The 26,777-nt window shown below is 38.6% G+C and carries 32 protein-coding genes, 2 pseudogenes and 1 riboswitch; of the genes and pseudogenes, 7 read left to right on the forward strand and 27 right to left on the reverse strand.

Features of this window, described 5'->3' with window-relative positions:
* Positions 1 to 14 precede the first annotated feature (14 nt).
* The 9 genes from spoIIIAD to CEQ83_RS21680 all read right to left on the reverse strand — a co-directional run bounded on the left by spoIIIAD (position 15) and on the right by CEQ83_RS21680 (position 5,329).
* Entirely contained in the window at positions 15 to 398 is a 384-nt protein-coding gene (gene spoIIIAD / locus CEQ83_RS21640; RefSeq protein ID WP_013059150.1) for a stage III sporulation protein AD, read from the reverse strand.
* 20 nt (positions 399 to 418) lie between these two features.
* Positions 419 to 625, reverse strand: coding sequence for a stage III sporulation protein AC (gene spoIIIAC, locus CEQ83_RS21645; protein ID WP_013059151.1), 207 nt, complete (start codon positions 623 to 625; stop codon positions 419 to 421).
* A gap of 19 nt (positions 626 to 644) precedes the next feature.
* Positions 645 to 1,157 carry a stage III sporulation protein SpoIIIAB gene (gene spoIIIAB, locus CEQ83_RS21650; protein WP_028411597.1) on the reverse strand — a complete coding sequence of 171 codons (513 nt, stop codon included), beginning with the start codon at positions 1,155 to 1,157 and terminating at the stop codon, positions 645 to 647.
* Positions 1,158 to 1,163: 6 nt separating this feature from the next.
* A complete protein-coding gene (spoIIIAA, locus tag CEQ83_RS21655; RefSeq protein WP_028411598.1) occupies positions 1,164 to 2,111 on the reverse strand; it encodes a stage III sporulation protein AA in 948 nt (315 codons plus the stop codon).
* A gap of 65 nt (positions 2,112 to 2,176) precedes the next feature.
* Positions 2,177 to 2,458, reverse strand: coding sequence for a YqhV family protein (locus CEQ83_RS21660; RefSeq protein WP_028411599.1), 282 nt, complete (start codon positions 2,456 to 2,458; stop codon positions 2,177 to 2,179).
* A gap of 138 nt (positions 2,459 to 2,596) precedes the next feature.
* Positions 2,597 to 3,154 (reverse strand): elongation factor P, encoded by a 558-nt coding sequence (gene efp, locus CEQ83_RS21665; RefSeq protein ID WP_098112940.1) that lies wholly within the window; start codon positions 3,152 to 3,154, stop codon positions 2,597 to 2,599.
* Between the two features lie 19 nt (positions 3,155 to 3,173).
* Positions 3,174 to 4,232 carry a M24 family metallopeptidase gene (locus CEQ83_RS21670; protein WP_033579709.1) on the reverse strand — a complete coding sequence of 353 codons (1,059 nt, stop codon included), beginning with the start codon at positions 4,230 to 4,232 and terminating at the stop codon, positions 3,174 to 3,176.
* Between the two features lies 1 nt (position 4,233).
* Positions 4,234 to 4,671, reverse strand: coding sequence for a type II 3-dehydroquinate dehydratase (gene aroQ, locus CEQ83_RS21675; RefSeq protein WP_013059157.1), 438 nt, complete (start codon positions 4,669 to 4,671; stop codon positions 4,234 to 4,236).
* A gap of 121 nt (positions 4,672 to 4,792) precedes the next feature.
* Positions 4,793 to 5,329, reverse strand: a complete 537-nt coding sequence (locus CEQ83_RS21680; RefSeq protein WP_028411601.1) for a YqhR family membrane protein — start codon at positions 5,327 to 5,329, stop codon at positions 4,793 to 4,795.
* 313 nt (positions 5,330 to 5,642) lie between these two features.
* On the opposite strand from CEQ83_RS21680, the gene CEQ83_RS21685 reads away from it, so the two are divergent.
* Positions 5,643 to 6,599, forward strand: a complete 957-nt coding sequence (locus CEQ83_RS21685; protein ID WP_014458240.1) for a DUF1385 domain-containing protein — start codon at positions 5,643 to 5,645, stop codon at positions 6,597 to 6,599.
* 48 nt (positions 6,600 to 6,647) lie between these two features.
* Positions 6,648 to 7,046 carry an SA1362 family protein gene (locus CEQ83_RS21690; protein ID WP_013059160.1) on the forward strand — a complete coding sequence of 133 codons (399 nt, stop codon included), beginning with the start codon at positions 6,648 to 6,650 and terminating at the stop codon, positions 7,044 to 7,046.
* 30 nt (positions 7,047 to 7,076) lie between these two features.
* On the opposite strand, the gene CEQ83_RS21695 is transcribed toward CEQ83_RS21690, so the two are convergent.
* The 5 genes and pseudogenes from CEQ83_RS21695 to CEQ83_RS21715 form a co-directional block, all read right to left on the reverse strand.
* Positions 7,077 to 7,958 (reverse strand): patatin-like phospholipase family protein, encoded by an 882-nt coding sequence (locus CEQ83_RS21695; protein WP_028411603.1) that lies wholly within the window; start codon positions 7,956 to 7,958, stop codon positions 7,077 to 7,079.
* 102 nt (positions 7,959 to 8,060) lie between these two features.
* A complete protein-coding gene (mntR, locus tag CEQ83_RS21700) occupies positions 8,061 to 8,492 on the reverse strand; it encodes a transcriptional regulator MntR (protein ID WP_013085004.1) in 432 nt (143 codons plus the stop codon).
* A 285-nt stretch (positions 8,493 to 8,777) separates the two neighbouring features.
* Positions 8,778 to 9,899 (reverse strand): annotated as a pseudogene (locus CEQ83_RS21705) (hypothetical protein); the annotation flags it as partial.
* A gap of 282 nt (positions 9,900 to 10,181) precedes the next feature.
* Positions 10,182 to 11,621 (reverse strand): annotated as a pseudogene (locus tag CEQ83_RS21710) (vitamin B12-dependent ribonucleotide reductase); the annotation flags it as partial.
* A 312-nt stretch (positions 11,622 to 11,933) separates the two neighbouring features.
* The gene (locus CEQ83_RS21715) at positions 11,934 to 12,767 is read right to left on the reverse strand and encodes a lipoate--protein ligase family protein (RefSeq protein ID WP_013085005.1); all 834 of its coding nucleotides are present in this window, start codon (positions 12,765 to 12,767) and stop codon (positions 11,934 to 11,936) included.
* Positions 12,768 to 12,997: 230 nt separating this feature from the next.
* Here CEQ83_RS21715 and CEQ83_RS21720 point away from each other — a divergent pair, with 230 nt between their 5' ends.
* Positions 12,998 to 13,381: a rhodanese-like domain-containing protein gene (locus CEQ83_RS21720; protein WP_034327235.1), complete on the forward strand. Its 384-nt coding sequence runs from the start codon at positions 12,998 to 13,000 to the stop codon at positions 13,379 to 13,381.
* Between the two features lie 44 nt (positions 13,382 to 13,425).
* Here the strand turns inward: CEQ83_RS21720 and gcvPB are convergent, their stop codons facing one another.
* Genes gcvPB through gcvT form a run of 3 tightly spaced genes read right to left on the reverse strand, consistent with a single transcriptional unit; the run spans position 13,426 to position 17,364 of the window.
* Positions 13,426 to 14,904, reverse strand: a complete 1,479-nt coding sequence (gcvPB, locus tag CEQ83_RS21725; RefSeq protein WP_028411605.1) for an aminomethyl-transferring glycine dehydrogenase subunit GcvPB — start codon at positions 14,902 to 14,904, stop codon at positions 13,426 to 13,428.
* Positions 14,897 to 16,243: an aminomethyl-transferring glycine dehydrogenase subunit GcvPA gene (gene gcvPA, locus CEQ83_RS21730; RefSeq protein ID WP_028411606.1), complete on the reverse strand. Its 1,347-nt coding sequence runs from the start codon at positions 16,241 to 16,243 to the stop codon at positions 14,897 to 14,899. The genes gcvPB and gcvPA overlap by 8 nt, the downstream gene beginning before the upstream one ends.
* 20 nt (positions 16,244 to 16,263) lie before the next feature.
* Complete coding sequence (gene gcvT / locus CEQ83_RS21735) at positions 16,264 to 17,364, reverse strand: glycine cleavage system aminomethyltransferase GcvT (RefSeq protein WP_098112942.1); 1,101 nt, start codon at positions 17,362 to 17,364, stop codon at positions 16,264 to 16,266.
* Positions 17,365 to 17,576: 212 nt separating this feature from the next.
* Positions 17,577 to 17,669, reverse strand: a riboswitch (glycine riboswitch).
* Positions 17,670 to 17,849: 180 nt separating this feature from the next.
* Here gcvT and CEQ83_RS21740 point away from each other — a divergent pair.
* Positions 17,850 to 19,523, forward strand: coding sequence for a DEAD/DEAH box helicase (locus tag CEQ83_RS21740; protein ID WP_033579702.1), 1,674 nt, complete (start codon positions 17,850 to 17,852; stop codon positions 19,521 to 19,523).
* On the forward strand, positions 19,510 to 20,334 hold the full coding sequence (locus CEQ83_RS21745; RefSeq protein WP_098112943.1) for a YqhG family protein: 825 nt from the start codon (positions 19,510 to 19,512) through the stop codon (positions 20,332 to 20,334). Before CEQ83_RS21740 ends, CEQ83_RS21745 begins: the two co-directional genes overlap by 14 nt.
* 23 nt (positions 20,335 to 20,357) lie before the next feature.
* Here the strand turns inward: CEQ83_RS21745 and CEQ83_RS21750 are convergent, their stop codons facing one another.
* From CEQ83_RS21750 to CEQ83_RS21790, 9 genes are all read right to left on the reverse strand, one after another.
* Positions 20,358 to 20,543 carry a YqzE family protein gene (locus CEQ83_RS21750; RefSeq protein ID WP_013059170.1) on the reverse strand — a complete coding sequence of 62 codons (186 nt, stop codon included), beginning with the start codon at positions 20,541 to 20,543 and terminating at the stop codon, positions 20,358 to 20,360.
* A gap of 43 nt (positions 20,544 to 20,586) precedes the next feature.
* The gene (gene comGG, locus CEQ83_RS21755; protein ID WP_098112944.1) at positions 20,587 to 20,961 is read right to left on the reverse strand and encodes a competence type IV pilus minor pilin ComGG; all 375 of its coding nucleotides are present in this window, start codon (positions 20,959 to 20,961) and stop codon (positions 20,587 to 20,589) included.
* Positions 20,951 to 21,388 carry a competence type IV pilus minor pilin ComGF gene (gene comGF, locus CEQ83_RS21760; protein WP_098112945.1) on the reverse strand — a complete coding sequence of 146 codons (438 nt, stop codon included), beginning with the start codon at positions 21,386 to 21,388 and terminating at the stop codon, positions 20,951 to 20,953. Before comGF ends, comGG begins: the two co-directional genes overlap by 11 nt.
* Positions 21,385 to 21,723, reverse strand: coding sequence for a type II secretion system protein (locus tag CEQ83_RS21765; RefSeq protein ID WP_098112946.1), 339 nt, complete (start codon positions 21,721 to 21,723; stop codon positions 21,385 to 21,387). Before CEQ83_RS21765 ends, comGF begins: the two co-directional genes overlap by 4 nt.
* The gene (gene comGD / locus CEQ83_RS21770) at positions 21,707 to 22,144 is read right to left on the reverse strand and encodes a competence type IV pilus minor pilin ComGD (protein WP_016765559.1); all 438 of its coding nucleotides are present in this window, start codon (positions 22,142 to 22,144) and stop codon (positions 21,707 to 21,709) included. The genes CEQ83_RS21765 and comGD overlap by 17 nt, the downstream gene beginning before the upstream one ends.
* Positions 22,131 to 22,442: a competence type IV pilus major pilin ComGC gene (gene comGC, locus CEQ83_RS21775; RefSeq protein ID WP_016765560.1), complete on the reverse strand. Its 312-nt coding sequence runs from the start codon at positions 22,440 to 22,442 to the stop codon at positions 22,131 to 22,133. The genes comGD and comGC overlap by 14 nt, the downstream gene beginning before the upstream one ends.
* Positions 22,443 to 22,456: 14 nt before the next feature.
* Positions 22,457 to 23,503, reverse strand: coding sequence for a competence type IV pilus assembly protein ComGB (comGB, locus tag CEQ83_RS21780; RefSeq protein WP_155017509.1), 1,047 nt, complete (start codon positions 23,501 to 23,503; stop codon positions 22,457 to 22,459).
* Complete coding sequence (gene comGA / locus CEQ83_RS21785; protein WP_028411611.1) at positions 23,494 to 24,546, reverse strand: competence type IV pilus ATPase ComGA; 1,053 nt, start codon at positions 24,544 to 24,546, stop codon at positions 23,494 to 23,496. The genes comGB and comGA overlap by 10 nt, the downstream gene beginning before the upstream one ends.
* A 270-nt stretch (positions 24,547 to 24,816) precedes the next feature.
* Positions 24,817 to 25,200, reverse strand: coding sequence for a Spx/MgsR family RNA polymerase-binding regulatory protein (locus tag CEQ83_RS21790; protein WP_028411612.1), 384 nt, complete (start codon positions 25,198 to 25,200; stop codon positions 24,817 to 24,819).
* A 261-nt stretch (positions 25,201 to 25,461) separates the two neighbouring features.
* Here CEQ83_RS21790 and CEQ83_RS21795 point away from each other — a divergent pair, with 261 nt between their 5' ends.
* Entirely contained in the window at positions 25,462 to 25,698 is a 237-nt protein-coding gene (locus CEQ83_RS21795; RefSeq protein ID WP_013059179.1) for a DUF2626 domain-containing protein, read from the forward strand.
* Positions 25,699 to 25,735: 37 nt separating this feature from the next.
* Here the strand turns inward: CEQ83_RS21795 and CEQ83_RS21800 are convergent, their stop codons facing one another.
* Positions 25,736 to 26,368 carry an MBL fold metallo-hydrolase gene (locus CEQ83_RS21800; RefSeq protein ID WP_028411613.1) on the reverse strand — a complete coding sequence of 211 codons (633 nt, stop codon included), beginning with the start codon at positions 26,366 to 26,368 and terminating at the stop codon, positions 25,736 to 25,738.
* A 209-nt stretch (positions 26,369 to 26,577) separates the two neighbouring features.
* Here CEQ83_RS21800 and CEQ83_RS21805 point away from each other — a divergent pair, with 209 nt between their 5' ends.
* Entirely contained in the window at positions 26,578 to 26,754 is a 177-nt protein-coding gene (locus CEQ83_RS21805) for a DUF2759 domain-containing protein (protein WP_028411614.1), read from the forward strand.
* The last annotated feature ends 23 nt before the right edge of the window (positions 26,755 to 26,777 follow it).

Raw genomic sequence — 26,777 nt, forward strand, 5'->3', positions numbered from 1 at the left:
CATATTAAGTAAAATTAATTGGGCAGCATTGAAATAATCGTTTCAATAATGACCGTCAAAATAGGAATTGCCATGGAGAGAATCAGCACTTTTCCACCTAATTCAATTTTAGAAGCAATGGCACCTTGTCCTGCATCTTTCGTAATTTGAGCACCAAATTCGGCGATATAGGCAATACCAATGATTTTCAAAATGGTTTCCACATAAATCATGTTAACGTGAGCATTGATCGACAGCCGCTCGACCATCTTAATAATCTCGTAGATTTGATCAATTAAAAAAAGAAAGATCACGGATCCCACGAATACGACAAGTAAAAAAGCAATAGGTGATTTATGTTCTTTTAAAATGAGTGCCAAAAATGTCGCTACTAATCCTAAGCCCACAATTTGAAGCATTTCAATGGCAAATCACCCCTCTACCCTTGAAATAAAAAAACCGATTTGATTTTTTGAAATAAGTCCTCCACAATCGAAGCAACCATAAATAAAATATAAATAAAACCGATGAGGGTAACCCAATTCGCGTAATCTTTTTTTCCCATCTGTTCGAGTACGGTGACTAAAAAAGCTACGACGATACCAATCCCAGCAATCTGAAAAATGGTGTTCATATCAATTCCCACATTCAATCCTCCTCCATCGCTACATCAATAGGATGACCAGTAGCAATCCAGATAGAAAGCCTAAACTTTTAACCATTTTTTCATAGCGATTCTGCTTATCAACTGCATCTTGTTCTTCGCGTTCGAGATGGTTCAGCGTCAGCAAAATATGCTTTTGCTGCGAATAACGATCATGCTGACCAAGCGTTTCACCAAATTGTTTTAAGATTTCCAGTTCTCCTGTTTTAAGTGCGGTTTGTTTCCAAAATTGGTCCAACGTCTTTTCCCAAGCTTCCTTGACACTTTCAGTACCTTCTTTTAATTTCATTGAAAACTCACTAAATAAAGAAGCTAAAGGGTTAGGAAGCTGTAGAGATAACAAATGAGCAACTTCTTGAAGAGGCCGGTTGCTATACATAATTTCCGCTTCTAACGACCGAAGAGCCGTTTTTAATTGCCTGAGCTGCCTAGGTCTTTCGCTAAGCTGCTTTGCAAACTCAAATCCTGTGTAAGTGGAAGCAAATAAGATAAAGATGGCACCAAACAGTTTCATACACCATCACCCTTTACTATTTTCAATAAGCGACTTTTCAGCGGTCAATTTCATGGAGTTATAATGCTCATCATAGATAGCCTGAAGTGTTCCAGGACCTCGGCTGTTCGATAGCACAACATACTTTTTAAATACGTGAAGTTTCATTAAAGCTTGCAAAGTGGGACGCTTCATTAAATCGTCAATGTCATACCCATGAACAGTCATAATGACACGAACACCAGCATTAACGGCTTCAAGTACGGCCTTACAATCTTCTTCACTTCCAACTTCATCCACGATCAGTACATCGGGACTCATGGAGCGAATCATCATCATCATGCCTTCAGCTTTCGGACAGCTATCTAATAAATCCATTCTAGATCCGAATGTATGCTGAGGAACCCCTTTAACAGCCCCAGCAATTTCTGATCGTTCATCTACAATCCCTACTTTAAACGGAGGAATCTTAGAGCGCTCTATGCCAGTGCTTATTACTCTGGCTAAATCACGAATCATGGTTGTTTTTCCTGTTTGAGGAGGTCCTATAATGACCGTACTTTGCCAATAGCGATTGTATAAAAAAGGAATAAGCTGATTCGAAATGCCAATCTTTTGTTTAGCAATCCGGATATTAAAGGATGATACATCACGAATCACACGAACCTGTCCATTTTCCGTTACAACTTTTCCCGCTAGTCCAACCCGGTGTCCGCCTTCAATGGTGACATATCCTTTTTTTAATTCTTCTTCAATCATATAAATCGAAAACTGGCTTAGTTTATTTAAGATAAATAAAGCATCTTCTGCACTTGGAAGATACGATTCGAAATAAGGCTGATTGTTGATTGTAAATTCGACAGGTCTTCCTATGCGCACTCGAATTTCTTCTAGCACATGAGAATGGTTTGTGACATAAAATTCAACAGTCTTTTTTAAATTAGGCGGAAAAATTGCAAGTATTTCGTTTAACATATTCATCCCCTCATATTTGAACTCACTTCAATGTATTATGAGCTTGACCATTTTATGCCTACCTTTTATTTAAAAACACCGATTAAAATGAAGAGCACTCCTATTACAATCATGATTAATTTTCCAAAAGATAATTGATCTGCTACGGACACTAAACCAATGGTGAAAGAACTCACCATTACAATCGGACCAACAAGCGCTAGCATTCCATTAATCATTAACGCTTTTTTCACATCATTGTTTGTGACAATTAAAATAGCGGCAATAAACTCAATAAATGAAGAAATAAATCGAAGGCACGCCATCGTTAATACCGTACCGTTTAAATGATCCAACCACTGCTTCATAAGCCCCTCCTATATCTCTGCGTTGTTTAGTACAACCTATGCAAAATAAGGAAGGGTTAGCACAAAAAAACACACAAAAAAGGCAGAGAATCATTCTCTGCCTTTTTCGTGTGTTTGCAGCTTGCTTACACGACCGAATTACGCGCGTGATACGTAGCTGCTGTCTGTTGTGTTAATAATTAATACGTCGCCTTCATTTACGAAGAAAGGAACGTTTACTGTTAAACCAGTTTCAACAGTTGCCGGTTTTGTACCGCCAGAAGCTGTGTCACCTTTAATACCAGGTTCAGTTTCTGTTACTTTAAGCTCAACTGTGTTTGGAAGTTCAACACCTAATGTCTCACCTTGGTACATCATAATTGCTACTTCCATATTTTCTTTTAAGAATTTTAGTTCATATTCAATTGTACTTGCCGGAAGCTCTAATTGCTCATAAGACTGGTTGTCCATGAATACGTGCTGATCGCCGCTTGCGTATAGATATTGCATTTTACGATTATCAATTTGAGCTTTTCCTACCTTTTCACCTGCACGGAACGTTTTTTCTTGCACAGCTCCTGTACGAAGGTTACGTAGTTTTGAGCGAACGAATGCAGCGCCTTTACCAGGCTTTACGTGTTGGAAATCCATTACACGCCAAATACCCCCGTCTACTTCTACTGTCAAACCTGTACGAAAATCATTTACTGAAATCATGAAGAAATCCTCCTACATTTTATAAAATAATGAACTCTTTTGATGAGTGCGATAATGCCTCATTACCTTCTGCTGTGACGACCGTATCATCTTCAATACGAACGCCCCCTAAGTCTGGTATGTAAATACCTGGTTCAACGGTTACAATCATACCTGGCTGCAGTACATCTGTAGATTTCACAGAAAGCGATGGGCCTTCGTGTACTTCTAACCCTACGCCGTGACCGGTCGAATGTCCAAAATACTGGCCGTATCCGTGTTCTGTAATATAATCACGCGTTAGCGCATCTGCTTCTTTACCCGTCATACCTGCTTTGATACCGTTCATTCCGTTAAGCTCTGCTTGCAGTACGACATTATAAATTTCTTTTAGCTTATCACTTACTTCACCGACGGCAAATGTTCGTGTGATATCTGAACAGTAACCATTATAGTATGCGCCAAAATCAAGCGTTACAAGTTCGCCTTTTTCAATTACTTTGTCAGAAGCAACACCATGCGGTAAAGCCCCGCGATGCCCTGAAGCAACAATTGTATCAAAAGATGAAGATGTTGCGCCTTGTTTTCTCATAAAGAACTCCAGTTCATTCGATACTTGAAGCTCTGTTAAACCAGGACGAACAAAGGTTAAAATATGTTCATATGCTGCATCTGCTATTTTTGCAGCTTCCTTTAATATCTTAATCTCTGAGTCACTCTTTATCAAGCGTAAGTTTTCGATTGCGTGCGAGATTGGAACAAGTTCCGCTCCGATATGCTTATCAAATAATTGATGCTGTCCATATGTAACATAATTCTGTTCAAAACCAAGCTTTTTAATTCCAAATTGTTTCACTACATTCGCTACTTCTTCTACAATAGGACCCTTGTGCTGAACGATATCAAAACCTTCTGTTTGACTAGTTGCTTGTTCAACATAACGAAAATCTGTTACAAATGCCGCTTTGTCTTCAGAAATGATAACGACACCAGCAGATCCTGTAAAATTGGTCATATAGCGTCTGTTATATTCACTTGTAACGACAACACCGTCTACATTCAACTTTGAAAACTGTTCGCGTAGTTTTTCGATTTTCATTTTATTTCCCCCTTAATTGTAAAAGTGCCTGCAGAGCAAGCTCGTATCCGTATAAACCTAACCCGACAATTTGACCATGCGTAACAGGTGCCGTCACCGAATGGTGGCGAAACTCTTCACGCTTATGTACGTTCGAAATATGCACTTCAATAACAGGAACAGATATACTGGCAATCGCATCTCGAATGGCATAACTGTAGTGAGTAAAAGCACCAGGATTGATCATAATCCCATCAAACTTCTCATCCGCTTCGTGAATCCAGTCGATAATTACACCTTCGTGATTAGACTGTACGCACTCAACTTCTACCCCATGGTCTCTGCCTGCTCGCTGAAGCTTCTCTTCAAGATTTTGAAGATTATCTGTCCCATATACCGCTGGTTCGCGTACGCCTAAACGGTTTAAATTAGGACCGTTTATTACTAAAATCTTATTCATCTTATTTCAACACTCTCCCCTACTACGAACCCTTTATGCAGCTCACTTGTGTGAATTTACACTTTATTTTTCTTTTTAAATCATTATATAGAATATATTAGCATACGTTGGAACATTCACACTACTTATTCGCCGTTTGAAAATCTGTAGATTCATCTTTTGTTTGAAGCTCTGCCGCTTCAAAAGAAATGGAATATCCGATGAATACACCATATAAAATATAAATACAGAGGGATGAAATAATTGTGTTAGCTGGAAGCTCTCCAATTGTTTTCAAGTTAGGAAAGAGCGGATTCAAAACAACGAATACGATTGCCCACCATAATAAGCCGTAAGCAAAACCTATCCAAATTGTTTTAAACTTCTTTAATAGGACGTAGTATAACAACCCGACAACAATAGATAATACCCCTATGAGAAAAATACTGACGATAACACCTATTCCTTTATCCTTCCAATCACCTAATGCCCATGGATCTAAAAGCATATTTGGATTGATAACACTAAAGCTAAACAGATAATTTAAATAGCCAATAAAGCTCCAGAAAACCCCTCCAAAAAAGGAAATAAAGATGGCTTTAAATAAAAAAGATATTTCCTGTTTATGCGTAGGTTGGTTATCCTGTTTTTTTTCATGCTGTTCTTTAGGTTCTGACATATTAATCACCTCTTGATGTAGTATGAACTTTTTTCTCATTTCCTACCGACTCATTTCTAAGTTTTTACGTTTATTACTCTTCCTATACGCAAGAAGGGCGCCTGATATCGCAGAGACATTTTAAAACTACTTCGCACAGAGTTTCATAAACAAATTTTATAAATGAAAGGAAAAAAATTCATATGAAGGGTGTGGAGATGAAAAATATTGGCTAAACTAGATAACATGCATCCGCCTAGAGGTTTATTTGATTTTGCTGTAGAATATAAAATACTAAGAAGTCTAGTCTAGTTAAGTTAGGTTGGTGCCTGAAATGTCTAAATTACAAAAACCTGCGTATGGTGGTCAAGCCGTTATAGAAGGTGTCATGTTCGGTGGCAAACGTATGATGGTGACGGCTATTCGCCGCAAAGATCAATCTATTGATTATTTTCATTCAAAAAGAAAATCAAATTCCGTACTCACTGCTTTAAAAAAAATTCCTTTTTTACGAGGAATTGCTGCTATTGTTGAAGCCAGTGCAAACGGTACGCAGCACTTGAACTTTTCCTCTGAACGCTATGACGTGAATCCAGAAGATGATGCTCAAGTAGCAGCAGAACAACAAAAAGAGAAAAAAGAATCAAAACTATCTTTAATATTTGGCGTTGCAACTATTGGTGTAATATCCTTTCTTTTCGGGAAAGTACTATTTACATTGATTCCTGTGTTTTTAGCACAATTGACACGTCCTGTTTTCACTTCAAGTGTAGCTCAAGTTTTTATTGAAGGAGTATTTAAACTATTATTGCTCCTTGGCTATATTTATGTGATTTCACAAACGCCACTTATTAAACGGGTGTTTCAATATCATGGAGCAGAACACAAGGTCATTAATGCATATGAAAACAATGCTGAACTTACGGTAGAAGCCGTTCAAGCACAATCTCGACTTCATTATCGCTGCGGAAGTAGCTTTATCCTCTTTACCGTAGTTGTAGGAATGTTTGTCTACCTACTAGTTCCAACGGATCCTCTTTGGTTACGAATTGTGGATCGCCTTGCATTAATTCCAGTTGTCCTTGGTTTATCATTTGAAGTGTTACAGTTAACCAATAAAGTTCGTCATGTCCCTCTTCTTCGCTTTTTAGGTTATCCCGGTTTATGGCTTCAGCTTTTAACAACCAAAGAACCAAAAGATGATCAAGTTGAAGTTGCGATTGCTTCATTTAAAGAACTTTTACGCGTTGAAAATGAACTTTCTTCTACCACTGACGAACAAGTTGTCTAATCCACACCGTTTTGCTTTCTTTTTTTACTATTTTAGGAGGTGAACAAAATGAGACGTCCATTCGTGAAACCACTTGTATATGGTCTAATCGGGTTAGGAGTCATTGGCTTTGCATTTACGTTGATTACAGATCCAGCTGTTTTATTACGTCAAGCAGGTTATATTTTTCTGTTTATCATTTTGTTTTACTTAGTTTATCGGTTTATTCTCCGCCCTTCTCAGACAAAAGGTCAAGATAGAGGCTATGTGCGCGCAGTAAAGCAATCGAAACTGCGTCAAAAAGAAAAAGAGCGAGGAAGCAACAAAGTTGATATGCATACGTACCGAAGCTCAAATAAGCGCCCGGTATCCAAATCAACGAAACCGCTAAAGAAAAAGAAAAACAACTCACACTTGACCGTCATCGAAGGTAAAAAAGGAAAAAAGAAAAATAGAGCATTCTTTTAAAAAAACAAGGAGAAAAGCCTCCTTGTTTTTTTAATAGCACCATTTTTTCAAAAATGCCCTTGTACGCTTTTTGCCAAACGCAATCAGCTCTTCCTTCCGTTCTTCTGTGAGGGTAAATTCTGTCGCAAAAACTTGATTAACAGGTAAAAAGATAATATTTTTTTCGTGACGTTTTGAAATATGTCTTGCATCGTGCGCATCTTTCATCGTCTCAAAAAGCGCACTGAATAAACCAACGGCATTTTTAATTTTATTCCGTTCTCTCTCTTCGTCCTTCGGACTCAGCTTCACACCAATTACCGGTCGTTTCTTCAAACTTTTATCATCATCAAATAAAAAAATTGGAAAGTTGCTTAACACTCCCCCGTCGACTATTAAACTGCTTGGAGTAGATTTTAATTTAACCGGCTCAAAAAAATATGGAATGCTGCAGCTCATCCGAACGGCTCTTGCTACAGAAAAACGATTCGGATCAATGTGATATTTAGGCAAATCATCTGGAAGAACAAGCATCGTACTGTTGGTCAAATCTGACGCAATAATACGCAGCGACTGATCAGGCAAATCAGCAAATGTACGAATTCCTCTGCTCCGCAACTTCTCAGCAATCCACTTTTCAAGCCTTTCTCCTTTATATAATCCCATTTTCCAATATAAAAACAGCCATTTTGTCAAGCTCGATGGTAAAAAGGACATTCTTTGATCTAGGAAAGAAGATAACTCAATTTCATTCATCATTTCAACGATTTCTTCACTTGTATAACCAGCTGCTACAAATGCACAAATAATGGAACCCGCACTCGTTCCCGCTAACCGGCGAAAAATAAAGCCTTTTTCTTCTAGAGCTTGTAACGCACCAATCAGTGCAAGCCCTTTAATACCGCCACCTGAAAATACTCCGTCGACGTACACAGCCTCTCCTCCAAACTACCTACTCTACATTTGTAGTCGACTCAGCAACAAGTTATGATAAAAAGAAAAAAAGCAGTGACGCTATTGGCCGCTGCTTTTTCCTTATAATTTTTGCTCTTCTTCATTTCGTTTCTGTACATTGCGAAGATCTTGAATACGGTTATGATTTTCTTCAAAGTATTGAACCAAGTCCCCAATTCGATCAATGGAATTCCAGCTTAAATGATGTTCAATTCCTTCTACGTCATCATAAATATTCTTCTCATCCACGCCAATGATTCGCAATAGCTGCTCTAAGAGCTCGTGGCGATAAACAAGACGTTTTCCAATCTTCTGTCCCTTAGCTGTTAAAACAAGGCCTCGATATTTTTCATAAATTAAGTACTCATCTTTGTCTAGTTTTTGAACCATCTTTGTTACAGATGAGGGGTGAACCGCCAATGCATCAGCAATATCAGACACTCGAGCGTATCCTTTATCTTCAATTAGCATATATATTTGTTCAATATAATCTTCCATACTCGGTGTAGGCATGAAATCTCCCCCAATTAATATTATGTATTGCTAATAATAAGTCATAAATGTCTGTTTCTTATAGTGATATCGTGTTCATGTTTGATAATCTATGTGAAAAAAACGTGTAAATAAAGCGATGTCATAAGATAAAACTGGATAAAAGACATTCAATTAAAATCATACTACAATGCTTATTCAAATACAAGAACCGTTCTCTCCCGCTTCTTATTTATGCCCCATTTTCATACATAATAAAAGCCGACTCACTTGAGTCAGCTTTTACTAGTCAATCATGATTAAAAATTAAAGGCCGCATTTCAGCTGTGCACCACAGTTTGTACATGTGTTGCATCCGCCCATTTCCTCTACCGTTCCTTGACGGCAAACCGGACACGTATTACCTACTTCAGAACCGATTGTTACATCAGTTGAACGAATTTCATTAATTGTATCAACTAACACAACGTGTGGTTTTGTTTCTTCTTTTGGCGCTTCAATTTCTTCATCAAACGTATTTTCTTCTGCTTTTAGCGTTAAGACTTGTGCATCACGGCTTCCGTCTACGTACACCGTACCGCCTTTTGCTCCGCCTTTATACAGACGCTCGTACACTTTTTGAACTTGCTCTACCGTGTAACCACGAGGAGCGTTTACTGTTTTACTAATTGAGCTATCAATCCAGCGCTGAATCACACATTGCACGTCCGCGTGAGCTTGTGGTGCAAGTTCCATAGCTGAAATGAACCATTCAGGAAGATTGTTTGGATCTGCTTCTGGATGCTGATCTAAATACTCTTGAACGATATCAGCTTTCACTTCAATAAACTTACCTAAACGACCGCTTCGGAAGTATGAGAATGAGAAATAAGGTTCAAGACCCGTTGATACTCCAACCATCGTTCCAGTACTGCCTGTTGGCGCTACTGTTAATAAATGAGAGTTTCGAATACCGTGCTCTTTAATGTTTTCACGAATATCTTCAGGCATTTTTTTCATGAAGCCTGTATTTGTGAATGCTTCACGTAAAGAAGCCGTTTCAGCATCTGTTTCGCCCACTAAGAACGGGAAGCTTCCTTTTTCTTTTCCAAGCTCTACAGACGCGCGGTAAGCCGTCGTGGCAATTGTTTCAAACACTTTATCTACTAACTCATTGCCTTTGTCAGAGCCGTATTCTGTTTCACAATAAATAAGAAGATCGTGAAGACCCATTACACCAAGACCAACGCGGCGTTCGCCAAGCGCTTGCTTTTGGTTTTCTTCTAAGAAATAAGGAGTTGCATCAATAACGTTATCTTGCATTCTAACGCCCGTTTCAACCGTTTGACGTAGCTTTTCAAAGTTAACTGTTTTTGTTTCTTTATCTGCCATTTGCGCTAAGTTAACAGCAGCTAAGTTACAAACAGAGAATGGTGCAAGTGGTTGTTCCAAATTTGTTATCGTAAAGGCTTTTTATCCTCTACCTCTTACGCTTCATATTTACGTAAGTTCAGCATACGTTTTCGTTACAATTATTCAGCCATTTCTCTCAAGTACTTTTTCAAAGCTTTAAAATTGTAACGTTGCGGCCTCGTGGAAGCATTATAGTCTGTTATACAGGATCAGCTTCTATGCGTTGCCCCTGACTAAACCTTTACGTTTAGCCTTCGGTTCAGATTCCCATCTCAGGGTTCCTGCTTTATTCCGCAATGTTTTACATGAGGCAAACTATTCACCACATGGATTCGTTGCAACAACGTGCTGACCATATGCTTGAGCATTTGTCATGTCATTGGCATTGTCGAAGAAGAAAATGCCTGGTTCAGCTGAGTACGTTGCACAAATATTAATTAAGTTCCATAGCTCTTTTGCACGGATAGTACGGTACGTACGAACTTTGTTTCCTTGTTTTGCCCACTCGCGCACGTCGCCTACTTCGTGCCAGTTTTCATTGTAGTTAGCCATTTCTTCTTTTGAATAGCTTTCTACGTCTGGGAAGCGAAGTTCGTATTCACCGTCGTTTTCAACAGCATCCATAAAATCTTTTGTTAAGCATACAGAAATGTTTGCTCCTGTTAAAAACTCTGAGTTATGAACGCTGTACGTTCCGCCAGTTTGCAGCTTTTCTTCTGCATCTTTAATGATTTTTTCATTAAATCCACCAAGACCAGGAATTTGTTTATAGTTAATGATTCCTTGGTACATTGCTTCTTCAGACTCTGTTAGCGGCGTGAACTTCAATTTATCTTGCGCGTGCTTTTTAATCATTTCGTCATTTGTGTTTTCAATTAAGAAACGTAAAATGCGAGGGTTTTGCATTTTAGAAATAATAAACTCTACAATGTCAGGATGCCAGTCGGCAAGCATGATCATTTGAGCCCCACGACGCGACCCACCTTGCTCAACAAGATGCGTCAGTTTAGCAATATCATCTAACCATGAAACCGAACCAGATGATTTGCCGTTTACACCGCGAGCCAGCGTGTTGCGCGGGCGAAGAGTTGAACCATTCGTTCCAACACCGCCTCCGCGGCTCATGATTTCCATTACTTGTTTGCGGTGTTCTGAAATACCTTCACGTGAATCTTTTACATAAGGCATTACGTAACAGTTAAAGTACGTTACGTCCGTGTCAGCACCTGCACCGTAAAGAACGCGGCCAGCGGGTACAAAGTTTAGCTGAACAAGCTCTTGATAGAACTTTTCAAACCACTCTTTGCGCTTTTCTTCTGTTTTTTCCACAGAAGCTAATCCTGTTGCATTACGTTTTGCAATTTGCTCATAGAAGACCTCTAGAGGTTTTTCAATGACATCTAAAGAACGAGTAATTAACCCATTTTCTGCTTCTTCAGGTGATAAAGCTCCTCTAAACTCATCTTCTACCTTGACAACAGCGGTTTTTTGCTCAAAATTAATGCTTTCCACATAGCCAAGTCCTCGTGCTGGAAATTTTGGGTCTTCCTTTACAGTTAGAACAACAAAATCTCCTTCTGATAACGTTAATTTTTCCGTATCTTTAAACGCATAGCGGTCTAACATTACCAATCTTGAAACACCTTTATGAGTTAACTTCATATCCGGTGTAATCGGATGTACTTGCGGAAAGCGTTCAATATCTGAATTGAGCTTTTCAACATTCATATTCACTTTTTGATTTAACAAAACAGTCATTCTCACAACTCCTTACCTATCGAACATCTATAAATTTATTAACTCTATTTCCTTTTAAAGGAAATAGAGTTTTTCAATCAACTATCAATAACTTACCACACGGCTTGGACGAATTCAATATATAGTATTTGACACTTCTCCAAACATCTACATATAGAAGGGTGTCAAGTGAAATATTTTTTTTTTCGTAAAAAAAGTGTTTGACTTTTCTTCCCTATGTATTCTATTAGCCAAGCATTGTTTCTAAAAATTCCAATAAAAAGTGCAACTTATAAGAAGTTGCACTTTTATCTATTTACCATCCGCATTCGTTTAGCGCTTAAAGTTCCATTCATCCGATCCGTACTTTGTGCGCGCTAGTTCTTCTACATATGCTTCCTCTTCTTCAGACAGTGTATACGGTTCTAAATCGATATCAAGAGCAGAAGCAAATCCTTTATAAAACGCTTCTTTTGCTTCTTCGATAGAAATTTTGCGGCCCGCAATTGCATTGATGGCTACCGCTTTAGAACGAAATGCGCGCTGCATTCTTTCTTTCACGCGGTCATTTGGATAATTAAACACGCTGAATAATTTATCTTCATCAATCTCTAACAGAATAGAGCCGTGCTGTAGAATAACTCCTTTTTGTCTAGTTTGGGCACTTCCAGCAATTTTGCGGCCCTCTACAACAAGTTCATACCAAGAAGGAGCATCAAAGCACACGGACGAACGAGGGTTTTTTAAGCTATTTTTTTCTTCTTCTGAACGAGGAATAGCAAAATAAGCCTCGAGCCCTAACGAACGAAATCCTTCCAGTAAACCTTCAGAGATGACGCGATATGCCTCTGTAACTGTCTTAGGCATATTAGGATACTCTTCAGATACAATGACGCTGTAAGTAAGCTCTTCATCATGAAGCACGCCCCTGCCGCCCGTTGGACGTCTCACAAAGCCTAATCCTAATTCTTTTACTTTATCAAAGTTAATTTCTTTTTCAGCTTTTTGAAAATAACCGATCGACAGCGTTGGAGGGTTCCATCCGTAAAAACGAATCGTAGGTGGAATTTCTCCTTTACTATGCCATTCTAATAACGCTTCATCTAACGCCATATTGTAATAAGGCGAACGGTTGTTGGAATCAATAAATCTCCACTTTGCTTTCATCTACCTCATCCTCAGCTATATGTAATATAAAAAATAAATCCGTTTTTTAGTCTACCAAAAGATTGAGCTAAGGAAAAGCAAAGAGCAACATAAAACTACGAATTCAAATGTGGTAGTTTTTTCATTTCGGGGAAGAAATACGCTAGATTCAAGGCAAAATCGCTTTACTTCTAATTTCATTCACTTATATAATAAGAGTATGGATTTTGTCGAAGAAAGGAAGAATCAGCATGTCAGCAATTACAGCAGTACTCATTTTACTTGGAGTAATCATCATATACTCTGTCGTTATGTTCTTTATCCAACGTCGCATTATGAAAACGTTAACTGAAGAAGAATTCCGCAGCGGCTACCGCAAGGCGCAGCTAGTTGATATTCGCGAACCGAATGAATTCGAAAACGGACATATTTTAGGCGCACGAAATATTCCTCTTTCACAGTTCCGTATGCGCATTAAAGAATTTCGTGCGGATCAGCCTGTGTACATCTATTGTCAAAGCGGAATGCGCACAGGACGTGCAGCACAAATGCTTCGTCGCCACGGTGTTCAAGAAATCTATGATTTAAAAGGCGGCTTCAAAATGTGGAACGGTAAAGTAAAAAAGAAAAAATAATGGTATGTATATAGAAAAACCTCGCCTTTGGGCGAGGTTTTTTGTTAGACGTTTTGAACAGCCTGTTCTTTCTGATAGCGAAGAACTGGTTTTCTCGCTGCCAGCGTTTCGTCAAGGCGCTTCACAACCGTTGTATGCGGAGCTTCCTGTACGAGTTCAGGCGTCTCTTCTGCTTCTTTTGCAATTTGAATCATCGCATCGATAAACGCATCTAGCGTTTCTTTCGACTCCGTTTCCGTTGGTTCGATCATCATGCACTCTTCTACGATAAGAGGGAAGTAGATAGTCGGCGGATGATAGCCAAAATCAAGCAGTCGTTTCGCGATATCCAATGTGCGCACACCAAGCTTTTTCTGACGTTTTCCTGATAAAACAAATTCGTGCTTACAGTGACGGTCAAACGGCAGCTCATAGTGTTCTGCTAAACGACGCATCATATAGTTGGCATTTAGCACAGCGTTTTCCGTTACGGCTTTTAAGCCGTCTGGACCCATTGAACGAATATACGTATAAGCGCGAACGTTGATACCGAAGTTGCCGTAAAACGGCTTTACGCGTCCAATTGACTGAGGACGGTTATAGTCAAAGTGATAGCCTTGTTCTGTTTTCACAAGCACTGGTTTAGGCAGATACGGAATTAAATCTGCTTTTACCCCTACCGGACCAGAACCAGGACCGCCGCCTCCATGAGGACCTGTAAAGGTTTTATGAAGATTTAAATGAACAACGTCAAATCCCATATCTCCAGGACGAGCTTTGCTTAATACTGCGTTTAAATTTGCACCATCATAATAAAGTTTTCCACCTGCTGCGTGAACAATTTCAGCCATTTCTAAAATATCTTCTTCAAATAACCCTAGCGTATTTGGGTTTGTTAACATTAAAGCGGCTGTATCTTCTCCCACTACGCGGCGTAAATCCTCTAAGTCCACTAAACCATGTTCATTTGATTTTACCGTTACCGTTTCAAATCCTGCAACTGTTGCCGAAGCAGGGTTCGTTCCGTGAGCTGAGTCTGGAACAATGACTTTTGTTCGCTGCGTCTCACCATTTGCTTCATGATAGGCACGAATCATCATAAGCCCGGTCCACTCGCCATGAGCACCCGCTGCTGGCTGAAGTGTTACTTCATCCATTCCCGTAATTTCTGTTAAATGCTCTTGTAAATCATATAAAAGTTCGAGAGCACCTTGAACCGTTTGCTCATCTTGAAGCGGATGAATATGCGCTAACCCAGCAATGCGTGCTGCTTGTTCATTCACTTTTGGATTATATTTCATCGTACATGAACCAAGCGGATAAAACCCTGAGTCCACTCCATGATTTCGTTTTGAAAGCGCGGTGTAATGACGCATAATATCGAGTTCTGATACTTCAGGAAGCTCAGGAGCTTCGGTACGGACATACGCTTTTCCAAGCAGCTCTTCAGCATTTACTTGCGGAACATCTAACTCCGGCAATGAATAGCCGATTCGCCCTTCTTTACTGCTTTCAAAAATAAGTGATTGATTTTGATTAAGCATGAAGATCCCCCAATTCATTTACAAGTTGGTCAATTTCCTCTTTTGTACGGAGTTCTGTAAAAGCAAGCAGCATGTGATTTTCAAGCGCTTGGTTATCACGGCTAAGATCATAACCGCCAATTATTTTTGATGCTAATAAATGATTGTTTGCTTCTGTTACCGAAACAGGAAGCTTCACGACTAGTTCGTTAAAAAACGGTCCTTCAAATGCTACATTTACCCCTTTTGCCTTTAACGCTTCATATGCATAATGCGTTTTTGATAAGTTTTGCAGCGCCATTTCTTTTACACCTTGCTTGCCTAAAGCTGTCATGGCAACTGATGCTGCTAAAGCATTTAACGCTTGATTTGAACAAATGTTAGACGTCGCTTTATCGCGGCGTATATGCTGCTCACGCGCTTGAAGGGTTAAAACAAACCCTCGCTTACCGTTTTCATCCACCGTTTGCCCTACTAATCGTCCTGGAATTTTTCGCATAAGCTTAGACGTAGTTGCAAAGTATCCGCAGTGCGGGCCTCCAAATTGACTTGGAATACCAAATGGCTGTGCATCTCCAATGACAATATCAGCTCCAAATTCTCCAGGAGGCGTAAGTAAACCTAATGATAAAGGATTGCTTGAAACCACAAACATACATTTTTCTTGATGAGTAATTTCTTCAATTTCTTTTAACGGCTCGATTTGTCCGTAGAAATTTGGATACTGGACAATAACAGCTGCCACGTCACTTCCCATCTCTTTTTCTAATGCAATCATATCTGTTACGCCGTCTGCTGCAGGGATTTCTACCACTTCAATGTATTGACCCTTCGCATACGTTTTTAACACATCTTTTGACTCAGGGTGAACGGCCGCAGAGACAAGTACTTTTTTCTTTTTCGTTTGACCCGCACTGAGCATAGCGGCTTCTGCTAAAGCAGTTCCTCCGTCATACATAGAAGAATTGGCCACGTCCATCCCCGTTAACTCACAAATCATTGTTTGAAATTCAAAGATGGCCTGAAGTTCTCCTTGAGAAATTTCCGGTTGATACGGAGTATAGGCCGTATAAAATTCCGAACGAGAAATAACATGATCAACAATAACCGGCATGTAATGATCGTAAACTCCTGCTCCTAAAAAAGAAGCATAGTCTTTTAAATGAGCATTTTTAGCAGCCATATTATTTAATTCTTTTAACAGCTGAGGCTCTGAAGCCGCTTTTTTAATATTGTATTCTCCTTGAAAACGAACGCGCTGCGGAATATCTGAAAATAAATCACCAACAGATGAAACACCAATTGCTGCTAACATTTGCTGCTGATCTTGTTCTGTCATTGGTAAATAGCGATGTAACATGTTAAATTCCTCCCCAAAGCTTACTTTGAACGTTTATAAAAAGGTGTTGAAACCACTTTTGCTTTTAAGCGTTTTTTCCGAACCTGCACTTCCACTTCTTGACCAAGCTCTGTATACTCTGCTGATAATAGCGCTAAACCGATGTTTTTCTTTAATGTCGGTGACTGTGTACCTGTTGTCACAAATCCAATTTGTTCTTCATCTGCAAATACTTCGTAACCGTGTCTTGGTATACCTTTATCAATCATTTCAATTCCTACCAGCTTACGAGGTGCCCCGCTTTCACGCTGTTCTTTTAAAACTTCTTTTCCAATAAAGCTGTCTTTGTTCGTCTTTACTGCAAATCCAATTCGAGCTTCAATGGGCGTAATATCTTTTGAAAGCTCTTGGCCATATAAAGCCAAAGTAGCTTCAAAACGAAGCGTATCACGAGCGCCTAGTCCGCAAGGCAACACCCCGTCCTCACTTCCTGCTTCTAAAATAGCCGTCCACAAGTGAGAGGCGTCAGCTGAAGAACAATAAATTTCAAAACCATCTTCTCCGGTATATCCAGTACGTGAAACAAGAGCATTTACATTCGCTACTTCTACATCATCAGCAAATGTAAATGGCTTTAATGAAGCTAAATTTTCATTCGTTAACGTTTGTAAAACTTTTTCTGCTAAAGGACCTTGTAATGCTAGCTGCGCAGTTTCATCAGATTGATTAACGAGCGTTACATCTCCTTGCTTGTGAGACACAAGCCACTCATAGTCTTTTTGAATATTAGCAGCGTTTACTACCAGCAAATACTCTTGATCTGCTTTTTTGTAAATCAGCAAATCATCTACCGTGCCTCCGTCTTCATAACACATAGCCGTATACTGCGCTTTTCCATCTACAAGGGTAGAAACGTCATTTGTCATCGTATGCTGAAGAAAAGCTAAGCTATCAGCTCCTGTCACAAGAATTTCTCCCATATGAGAGACATCAAAAAGACCTGCCTTTGTACGTACAGCTTCATGCTCTTCTTTAATAGAAGAAAATTGAACGGGAAGAGCCCATCCTCCAAAATCAATTGTTTTGGCACCATATTTTTGATAGGTATCATAAAGCGGCGTTTTGTGTAATTCTGTTGTCATATTTATGTCCTCCTCTTTTTCACGTGAAACTTTTCATAACGGGGAGTTTTCAAATAGTGTGGGAATCACTATGTATCCAAACAAAAAAGGACAGAAAACCCCCTACTGTATTTAGTAGGAAGTCTCTGTCCTTTTCACCTGAAAGTTTACCTATAAACGAATAGGTTTGCCTCGTGGGTGGTCTATAAACGCATAGACACTCTCCAGAGCTGCGTCAAACAAGAGTCTTTTTGCCTGAGAGATTCACAATTTTATTGCTTGCTCCTTCGGCGCTACATTCAAGTAGTCTCTCCCCGTGTCGTCATTCGCTTCTATAAAGTTGGTAAAGTTGGGCATACTACTGAAAGATGTATTTATCTTTATTCACACAATCATTTGTAAAGTGCTAATCTATTTTCTTTTTCAAATTTTCTAAATATATTTTTATCCTACCTGATTCTTATCATTTGTTCAATAAAAATTTTTTACAAAGGAGCATTTTTATCATGAAAGTGAAATTAAACATCGATGAAACATGGGAAGCAGCCTTCTCAACTAAATTGGAGCAAGACGGCCCTTGGTCTGCATGGGATTTGTATAAACTTGCCTATGAAATAGAAGACCAAACGCTTATCTCAGAATTTGAAGGACTACAAAGCCCAAAACATCTAGCCGATTTAACGCCGCTTCCTCATCAGCTCGAAGTAGCCAAACAAGTAGTCGAAACAATGAATGGGAAAGCCATTTTAGCAGATGAAGTAGGACTAGGGAAAACGATTGAAGCAGGGTTAATTTTGAAGGAATATATGATTCGCGGGCTTGTTAAAAAAGTTCTCATTTTAGTTCCAGCTTCGCTTGTTTCACAGTGGGCTATGGAATTGAATCAAAAATTTTATATTCCCGCGGTCCCTCAAAGAAAATCATATGTGTGGGATCAGTGTGACATCGTTGTGTCTTCAATTGATACAGCAAAACGTTCTCCTCATCGAGAAATTGTGCTAGAACAAGACTACGACCTCATCATCATTGATGAAGCTCATAAACTTAAAAACAACAAAACAAAAAACTATGAATTTGTTCAAAGCCTGAAAAAGAAATTTTGTCTGTTGCTAACCGCAACACCGATTCAAAATCGAATTGAAGAAATTTTCAACTTAGTCTCTCTTTTAAAGCCTGGCCATCTCGGCAATAAAGACTATTTTGAAGAATTATTTTCTGCTAAAAAACGCTCTTTGCAAAACGATGAGCACTTAAAAGAGCTTGTTAACAAAGTTATGATTCGAAATCGCCGCCATGATACGGGTATCGAATGGACGAAGCGAATTGTTCAAACCATTCCTGTTGAATTTTCACCGAAAGAACGCGAGCTATACGATGCGATTACGTCTTTTAAAGGAAACGGACTGCACCCTTCAAGTGCTTTTTCAATTTTAACCCTGCAGCGAGAGGCCTGCAGCAGCCGTGAAGCGGTGTATATGACATTAAAAAACATGCTGGAACGTCAGGAAGATCAAAACAGCGCATTAACGGAACATATGATTACTCCGTTAATGCAACTACTTCAACAAGTACCGCAAAATGCAAAAGCAGAAAAAGTTCTGGAGCTCGTTCAAAAAATTGATGACAAAGTTATTATTTTCACTGAGTACAGAGCAACTCAACTGTACTTACAGTGGTATTTAAAACAGCATGGAATTACCTCTGTACCGTTTAGAGGAGGATTTAAGCGAGGTAAAAAAGACTGGATGAAGCAGCTTTTTGAAAGCCACGCGCAAGTATTTATTGCCACTGAAGCGGGCGGCGAAGGAATCAACCTTCAGTTTTGTCATCATATTATTAACTATGATCTGCCGTGGAATCCAATGCGTCTAGAACAGCGAATTGGAAGGGTCCATCGTTTAGGTCAAAAACATGATGTTCACATTTACAATTTAGCCATTCAACATACGGTCGAAGAACATATTTTAAAATTGTTATACGAAAAAATAAACCTGTTTGAACGAGTTGTTGGAGAGCTAGATGATATTTTAACAAAGCTTGATTTAAAAAATATCGAAGAGCATATTCAAGATATTTTATTTCATTCACGGAGTGAAGGAGAAATAAAAATCAAAATGGAGAACTTGACGTCTATTATTCAATACGAAGACAGCGAGGAGGATCAGCATGCAGCAAACTGATATTCATCAATTTTTAAAGCGTTACTTTCTAGCTAATAATTGTTCTATTGTTACAGAAACACCGTCTTATCTGACGGTTCAATTAACGATTGAACTCGACAAAGAATTGATGAATCGTCCATTTTATTGGCACTATATTGAAAAGACGGGAGGAGAAGCAATTCCTGCTTCGCTCACTTTCATTACAGACCCAGCATTTGAAGACGATTCCGTTCAAGGCGAACGAATTCATTTTGGCTCACCTAGGCTGCACCAAATTTTCGCTTCTACTCAAAAACTAGGCGGGTTTATTCACTTGTATGAACAAGTTGCATCAGCTCAGCAAACAAATCAGCCTTTACATCCTTGGCTTGCGTTAAATATTAAAGTCTCGTACAAATGCGATCGCAAAAAAGATGAGCTTTTGTCGCTTGGTATTAATTTAATCAATGGACAAATCGTTGAATCATTTCATGAATTAATCATTAATCAAAATTTGTCATCTAAAATCTCAGACTATTGCTTTACTCTTTCACCTTTTATTAAACCGAAAAGTGCCATCTCACGACTCACATCATATGTGACTGACTATGTTAAAACTCAGCCAACTGAATGGGCTGAAAAAGCGCAGGAAAGATGGTATGAAGACTTAGCGCTTCTTGATCATTTTTACGAAACGGCGGAGGAGCTGCCAGAAATATATATGACCGAAAAAACAGCGCTTCAAGAGCTGTACGAACCGACTATTTTATTCAAGTTTATAAACGGTGGCTTATTTTACATATCGCCTGAAACGATGTCTCGTCAATTTAATAAAACACAAGCCGGTTAAAAAAAGATGAGCATATGATATGCTCATCTTTCTTTTTTCTTTCTGTACCACAGCATAAACGACAGCGGAATCATTCCAAACCATCTGTTTGCAAAAGGTGCTCGCTCTTCTTTTTTTTGAATCTTTTTCGTTTTCCTCTCTTCTTTTGGCTGATCCATATATTGTACAAATTGCTGAGTCATATATTTTACATAATCATTCGTTTTCATATAATCATCTCCTCAGCACTATTATATCCGGAGAGAAAGAGACTTAATCCGTCCACTTCACAATGTGCTGATCCTTTTTTTGAATATATGCGGTTTCTGTCAATGCTCTTCCTTGCAGTGTTTGACACTTTATTTTTAGAATAATCATCTGTTCATCTTCACTTACTACTTCGTATGAAACCGTACCCGTTTCTAATACTAAGGGTGCAGATGGAGATTTATTCTGTTCTTTTATTTCTTTTTTCACATGTACCACCGCGTTTTCTAGAAGATGCTGCAGACGATTTTTCTGCTCTACTTCTTGATAAAATGAACTTTTCGTCACAAAATAAGTGGTTTGCTGAGCTACTAACAGAAGAAAAAGCGCACAGAATGCCAACACAACCGGGAGAATAAACCCTTGCTCATTATGTTTCATAAGCAAGCATCAAAAACGTCGTAATGGTTTCTTCTCTAACTTTGTTAACACCGTCTGTTGAACGAATCAGCAGCCTTTCTTTTTGCTGTTCATACATAATATTCTTAATGTGCTGCAGCACCACTTCATGACCGCTTTCATCCACTCGTCTTCTTATCTTATCTTCATAGCGTTCATAAGTGATGATCTGATTATTTTCCATTTTCAACGTAAGCGTAGTCGCATGAATTCCCACTTCTTTTGCTTCTCGATATTCCATAGCAAGTTGATTCACAAAAATTCCCCACTCCATTTCATTCATACTAAAGTCCGGATTATACGTTTGCTTAGCTAGCGGAATGATAATGGGGAAAAATGAAACAATGATCAAAAAAAGAGTAAAACTGACTAACATCTCTACAAGCGTAAAGCCTTTTTCACTTTTCACTTCAACATCACATCACACTTCTTTTTCATTTTATCAGCGGAATCTGTCCATTCTACACAAAGCTTTTGAGCACTTTCTCCGTTCCACTTCAGATAAAACACAACGTTTTCTTTTATGATTTTTTCTCGCTGTTTATATCCTGCTTCATATTTATATTTCAATAGCTCTTCGTGCAAGATAGCATCAGCTTGATACGAAACATATTGCTTCTTTTCTGCTTCCTTCATCTGAACATACAAAGGAATAATTGTACCGGTTAGGAGTAAAAGCATGCTAAATGAAACAAGCATTTCTAACAAGGTATAGCCCTGCTGACCCTTACATCTTGTCCACATAAAAACGCCCTCTACCTATTTGAAAAGTAACTTTGTATTTAAACTTTTGACTGCTGATAAAAATGGTCTTTGCTTGAGAAATATTGCCGTTTTTGTTGTATTGTATCGTGGAATTGCCGCTTCCAAACGTGATATGAATGGTGGAGTCATAGGCGCGCTTATAAAGAACGGCACGAGAATCAGAAACAATATATTCTGTTCCCTTCGGTGCGAAGTTAATTTTAATTGGAGATTCTCGGTTCATGGCTGTCTGCTGCACATAAAACGTGTCGCTTTGCAGCTGTCGCAAGAATAATGTGATTTTGTAATATTCCACAAGCGGCCGAATGGTTACGATAATGGAAAACATCATCACTTGCACAATAAATAAAACCATCAGCATCTCAATGAGGGTAAATCCTTTTTGCTTAAGAAGAACCACTAGCCGTAACCTTTCCGGTACCGTCAATTTGAATAGCTTGACCATTTGGACACACGGTGCCTTCTTTTAAGTAGCCTCCTGCTTCAAGCTCTTCTAGACTTGGTTTTTCGCCGTTTTCAAGCTCATATACTTGTACCTCAGCCTCTACGGTTTTGACAAGAGCTGAGCAGCCTTTGTTGTTAATAACCGTATTATGCTTTAATACATTTGGAATCATAATGAGCAAAAGCACGGTAATAACGAGCATAACGATTAACATTTCAATAAGGGTAAACCCTTTATTACCTTTTAGAATCATATTCTTTCACCCTTCTACAAGCTCGACATCACTTCTAACATCGGAAGCATAACAGACATATACATAAGCAGAATGACCATTCCGATGAACAAAAATGTAAGCGGCTGTACATATTTTAAAATACGAAAAATAAATTGTTCCATTCTTTCCATCATAAATAGACTGTAATCATACAGCTCTTGAGAAAGCTCACCGTTCTGCTGGCCATGCACAATAACATGAGCCAAGTCTTTTTCATAATGAGATTTAGCTGAAACGATATGATCTAATCGCATTCCTGAGGAAAGTTGATCTGTAAAAGCAAAAGCTTCCACTTGAAAGAACGGATGATGCTCCTGCTTTTGAAAAAGAGCAAAACATTCATAAATAGATAAACCACCGTTTAATAAATTGCTCATATGAACAGAAAAAAAGTAGGAGTTAAATAGCCGTGTGAACGTTCGGATAACGGGAACTCTCATAAAAAGCTGCATTTGAACTACTGGAGGCAATTTTTTAATGTAAATTACATAAAACAAATAAAGGATGATTGGCATACTGATGACTGCAGGTAACACAAAAGGAAAGAACGACATCGCCTGCATAAATAAGAGGATAAACGAAGACTGCTTGTTTCCAAAGGATAAGTACAGAGCTTCAAACTGCGGAAGTAAAACCGTACTTAAAACAAATGAAATGGAAAGAATAAACAGAAGCAGCAATACGGGATATTGAACAAGCTTTTGAAATTTTTTACGATGCCTTACTTTTTCTTCAATCATTGAGCTACTTTCTTTTAAAGCAAATTGAAGATTTCCATGCTGTTCCGCAAAATATAAATAGCTTAAAATATCACGGTGAAACTGAAGTTTAACAAAAGCATCGTGCAAAGATTCTCCTCGTTTTAACTGCTCAAGACATTTTTCAATATCCGTTTTTTCTTTGTTAGATACTTGAAACGTCAAAAATGAAAGAGCTTGAGAAAGAGTGTAGCCTTTTTCTAAGAGCTTGGAGACCTGCTTAAGAATTTTTGCTTGCTGAGCCAGAGACCACCTTTTTTGTCTATTTGTCTTTACCCCCATCCGTCTAGCGAATGCGGATATAAATAGCCTAGCGCGATTCCTTTTAGAATAACATCTCGGAGCGTCTTATAATCATAATCCGCATTTTCTCCTTTCACTTCTCTCATCACTGCGCTAAGCTCCTTGCCATAAAGCAATTCGTATATGCTGGACTGACGATGCTTCCTCATTTTTTTACAAGCAGGGTGGCATTTTCCCGAACACAGCGGACAGCGAATTTCTACAAGACGCTGTGCAGCTACTGCTACAAGAGTCTGCTCCATTTCTTGAAAGCTAACGCCAAACTCAAGCAGCCTGTACAAAGATCCTTTTGTATCTTTAGTATGCATCGTTGTCAAAACCAAGTGTCCGGTAAGCGCTGCTCTCACAGCAATTTTGGCGGTCTCACTATCTCTTATTTCTCCCACCATGATAATGTCTGGATCATGGCGCAATATAGCTTTTAAACCAGTCGTATACGTAATCCCTGCGCGTTCATTTACCTGCACTTGAAGCACGGTTTCACTCGGTTTTTCAATAGGATCTTCTAGTGTAATAACATTTCGATTAAAAAGGTGCTTTACTTCGTGTAAAAGAGTATATAGAGTAGTGGTTTTACCTGATCCTGTAGGACCGGTAAAAATAATTAATCCATGAGAGAATTTCAAGAGAGAAATAAGCTTTTTAGTATGTTCAGGAAAAAGAGATAAATGTTTGAGAGAGGTAGATTGTTGATGAGGCAAAAGCCGAATAACAAGACTTTCATCATGAGAAGTAGGAAGAGTTGATAAACGCAAATTTACTTGATAGTGATCAACGGAAGTGGTCAATGCACCATTTTGAGGTTTTCTGCGCTCCCCAATATCCATTCCCCCTAAAAACTTAAAATGCGAAATGAGCCGTTCAGACATTTCCTTTGAAATAACCCTCTTTAAAATAAGCTCCTGGTCAATTCGCAGCTGAATCACAGCATCTTTCTTTCGGGGCACAATATGCACATCAGAACTTCGACACTCACATGCATCTCGTATAACGTAAGTAGCAAACTGTTCAATTTCGGTCAAACGATCATCACTCCTTTATTTGTAATGAAGATGATTCTTAAAACACCTAGAAACAGTAATTTCGACCTTTTTCGAGATTTCCCTCCTTCTTTTTTCATTTTTTATAATTTTTTTCGTATACGCTTCTTTTCTTCGCTTCAGTCCTTGTACACGATGTACAACTTCTGTACACCTCTAAACGATTACATAAAAAAAAGACAACGTGATGTAAAACTCTACGCTGTCGTTTTATTCGTTATTTACTGAATTGAGCTTCTTCATCATGTATGCTTACACAACTAGAGACGCAAGACTTGTTTTTTTCTTGACCAAATTTTTAAGTGCAGATTCGTTATAACCTACTACAAGCTTTTTGCCATCCGTTAAAATGGGGCGGCGAAGCAAACGAGGATGTTCAATTAATAGATTGACTACTTGTGATAACGTCATGCTGTCCACATCAACATTTAACTTTTTATATTCCTGACTTCTTTTAGCAAGAAGTTCATCCATCCCTTCTGTTGTCATAGAAAGAAGTTCAAGCATTTCTTTATGAGTAGGTGTTTCTCTAAATAAATGACGCTCTTTAAAATTTACATCTTCCTTCACTAGCCACTTTTTCGTTTTACGACATGATGTACAGCTCGGGTACGTATAAAATTTAATTTCTTCCATATGAAACCCTCCCGTTTTTTAGTTATAGATTGTTTATATACATTGTACACGTTTTGTATAACCTTTGTATAGTATTTTGCATACGTTTTGTATAACTTTTTTTCTTCTGTCGTATTTCAAGGAAAAGATAGCGTTTTCAGGAAAGAAAGGATGTATTATAATGGAAAAGTATCGATATAGTTTCATAAGTGCTTTCTAGTGCTTACACAGCGATGACATTCATCATGACACTAACTAAGTTTGATAAAGGAGGAAATGGACGTGGAACGAATGTACCGTGTAATGGGGTTCTGGACAGCAATTTTCACTGTAATGTTTTACCTCGGTCACATGCATAAGACTTCTTTACTCTTTTTAGCTCAAACAGGTTTTTTTGTAATTCTTAGTTATTTAAAGCTGTCTGAAAGAATGTACATTTACGTTTTTGGAGCATATTTGACCGTCTTTTTTGTGGGGTTCACGTACTGGTCAACTTTTATGATGACACCAGGACAGTAAAGAGAAAAGCGATGGGCTTCCATCGCTTTTTGTATTCTTAAAACCCATTTAGAAAAGGATTTTGATCCATTTCGTGTCCCACAGTTGTTTCAGGTCCGTGACCGCTTAGTACAAGCGTATCTTCTGGAAGGGACAGCAATTTCGATTCGATGCTTTCTAACAGCTGAGCTTGATTACCTCCAGGTAAATCTGTGCGCCCGATGCCGCCTGCAAAAAGCGCGTCACCAGATACTACAAAGTTACCCGGTTTGAAATAATATGAAACGCTGCCAGGAGAATGACCAGGCGTTTCATACACCTCAAATTGGAATGAACCGATTGTTAAATTGCCTTCTGATGAAATAATATCGGTTGCATCTGGAGCTGTAATTTCTCCTAGGTCAAAAAATTTCGACCCGTTTAAGTCACTATTATGAAGCCATTCTTTTTCGTTTTTATGTACATAAAGCGGGATAGAGTAGTGATTCATCACCTCATCTACTCCTCCAATGTGATCGAAATGAGCGTGTGTCAGCAAAATAGCTAATGGTTTATACGTTTGTTTTTCGAGAAATTCAACGAGCTGTTTTCCCTGAGCTCCCGGATCAAAAATTAAACATTCTTTTTTTTCGTTAGCAACGACATAACAATTCGTTTGAATAGGTCCTAGCGGTATACGATGATAGTTCATAATGTGTCCTCCTTGTGTAAATTTATTTCCGTTATATGCATTATCATACACACATCATCTTATAAATGAAAGTAAGGACCTTTCTAAGCCAAAGAAGCAAAAGAAAGATTGGTTTTCATCTCGACAAACGGTTAGAAAAGTTTTACAATTGAAGGGATAAGCTAATGATAGCGCTTTAATTTTAAGTTACCTAAAGGAGGTTTCTTCGAGTGGGTCTTATGATTATTTTTGCACTAACAACATTGCTAGGCGTATTTGCAGCTATTTCATCTTTGAGAAATAAAAACATATTAGGCATTGGTTTTTCGGTACTAACATTCGGTGTATTCGGATGGTTTACCGTGATGACCATCATACATCACGGTTATCCGGCGGTACATCATTAAAAAAGCCATGCAAAGCATATGCT

Source organism: Priestia megaterium, assembly GCF_009497655.1.
GTDB lineage: Bacteria > Bacillota > Bacilli > Bacillales > Bacillaceae_H > Priestia > Priestia zanthoxyli.

Coding starts and splice junctions, on each gene's coding strand:
- spoIIIAD (WP_013059150.1), bottom strand. CDS start 398: ATGCTTCAAATTGTGGGCTTAGGATTAGTAGCGACATTTTTGGCACTC.
- spoIIIAB (WP_028411597.1), bottom strand. CDS start 1,157: ATGAAACTGTTTGGTGCCATCTTTATCTTATTTGCTTCCACTTACACA.
- spoIIIAA (WP_028411598.1), bottom strand. CDS start 2,111: ATGTTAAACGAAATACTTGCAATTTTTCCGCCTAATTTAAAAAAGACT.
- CEQ83_RS21660 (WP_028411599.1), bottom strand. CDS start 2,458: ATGAAGCAGTGGTTGGATCATTTAAACGGTACGGTATTAACGATGGCG.
- efp (WP_098112940.1), bottom strand. CDS start 3,154: ATGATTTCAGTAAATGATTTTCGTACAGGTTTGACAGTAGAAGTAGAC.
- CEQ83_RS21670 (WP_033579709.1), bottom strand. CDS start 4,232: ATGAAAATCGAAAAACTACGCGAACAGTTTTCAAAGTTGAATGTAGAC.
- aroQ (WP_013059157.1), bottom strand. CDS start 4,671: ATGAATAAGATTTTAGTAATAAACGGTCCTAATTTAAACCGTTTAGGC.
- CEQ83_RS21680 (WP_028411601.1), bottom strand. CDS start 5,329: ATGTCAGAACCTAAAGAACAGCATGAAAAAAAACAGGATAACCAACCT.
- CEQ83_RS21685 (WP_014458240.1), top strand. CDS start 5,643: ATGTCTAAATTACAAAAACCTGCGTATGGTGGTCAAGCCGTTATAGAA.
- CEQ83_RS21690 (WP_013059160.1), top strand. CDS start 6,648: ATGAGACGTCCATTCGTGAAACCACTTGTATATGGTCTAATCGGGTTA.
- mntR (WP_013085004.1), bottom strand. CDS start 8,492: ATGCCTACACCGAGTATGGAAGATTATATTGAACAAATATATATGCTA.
- CEQ83_RS21715 (WP_013085005.1), bottom strand. CDS start 12,767: ATGAAAGCAAAGTGGAGATTTATTGATTCCAACAACCGTTCGCCTTAT.
- CEQ83_RS21720 (WP_034327235.1), top strand. CDS start 12,998: ATGTCAGCAATTACAGCAGTACTCATTTTACTTGGAGTAATCATCATA.
- gcvPB (WP_028411605.1), bottom strand. CDS start 14,904: ATGCTTAATCAAAATCAATCACTTATTTTTGAAAGCAGTAAAGAAGGG.
- gcvPA (WP_028411606.1), bottom strand. CDS start 16,243: ATGTTACATCGCTATTTACCAATGACAGAACAAGATCAGCAGCAAATG.
- gcvT (WP_098112942.1), bottom strand. CDS start 17,364: ATGACAACAGAATTACACAAAACGCCGCTTTATGATACCTATCAAAAA.
- CEQ83_RS21740 (WP_033579702.1), top strand. CDS start 17,850: ATGAAAGTGAAATTAAACATCGATGAAACATGGGAAGCAGCCTTCTCA.
- CEQ83_RS21745 (WP_098112943.1), top strand. CDS start 19,510: ATGCAGCAAACTGATATTCATCAATTTTTAAAGCGTTACTTTCTAGCT.
- CEQ83_RS21750 (WP_013059170.1), bottom strand. CDS start 20,543: ATGAAAACGAATGATTATGTAAAATATATGACTCAGCAATTTGTACAA.
- comGG (WP_098112944.1), bottom strand. CDS start 20,961: ATGAAACATAATGAGCAAGGGTTTATTCTCCCGGTTGTGTTGGCATTC.
- CEQ83_RS21765 (WP_098112946.1), bottom strand. CDS start 21,723: ATGTGGACAAGATGTAAGGGTCAGCAGGGCTATACCTTGTTAGAAATG.
- comGC (WP_016765560.1), bottom strand. CDS start 22,442: ATGATTCTAAAAGGTAATAAAGGGTTTACCCTTATTGAAATGTTAATC.
- comGB (WP_155017509.1), bottom strand. CDS start 23,503: ATGGGGGTAAAGACAAATAGACAAAAAAGGTGGTCTCTGGCTCAGCAA.
- CEQ83_RS21790 (WP_028411612.1), bottom strand. CDS start 25,200: ATGGAAGAAATTAAATTTTATACGTACCCGAGCTGTACATCATGTCGT.
- CEQ83_RS21800 (WP_028411613.1), bottom strand. CDS start 26,368: ATGAACTATCATCGTATACCGCTAGGACCTATTCAAACGAATTGTTAT.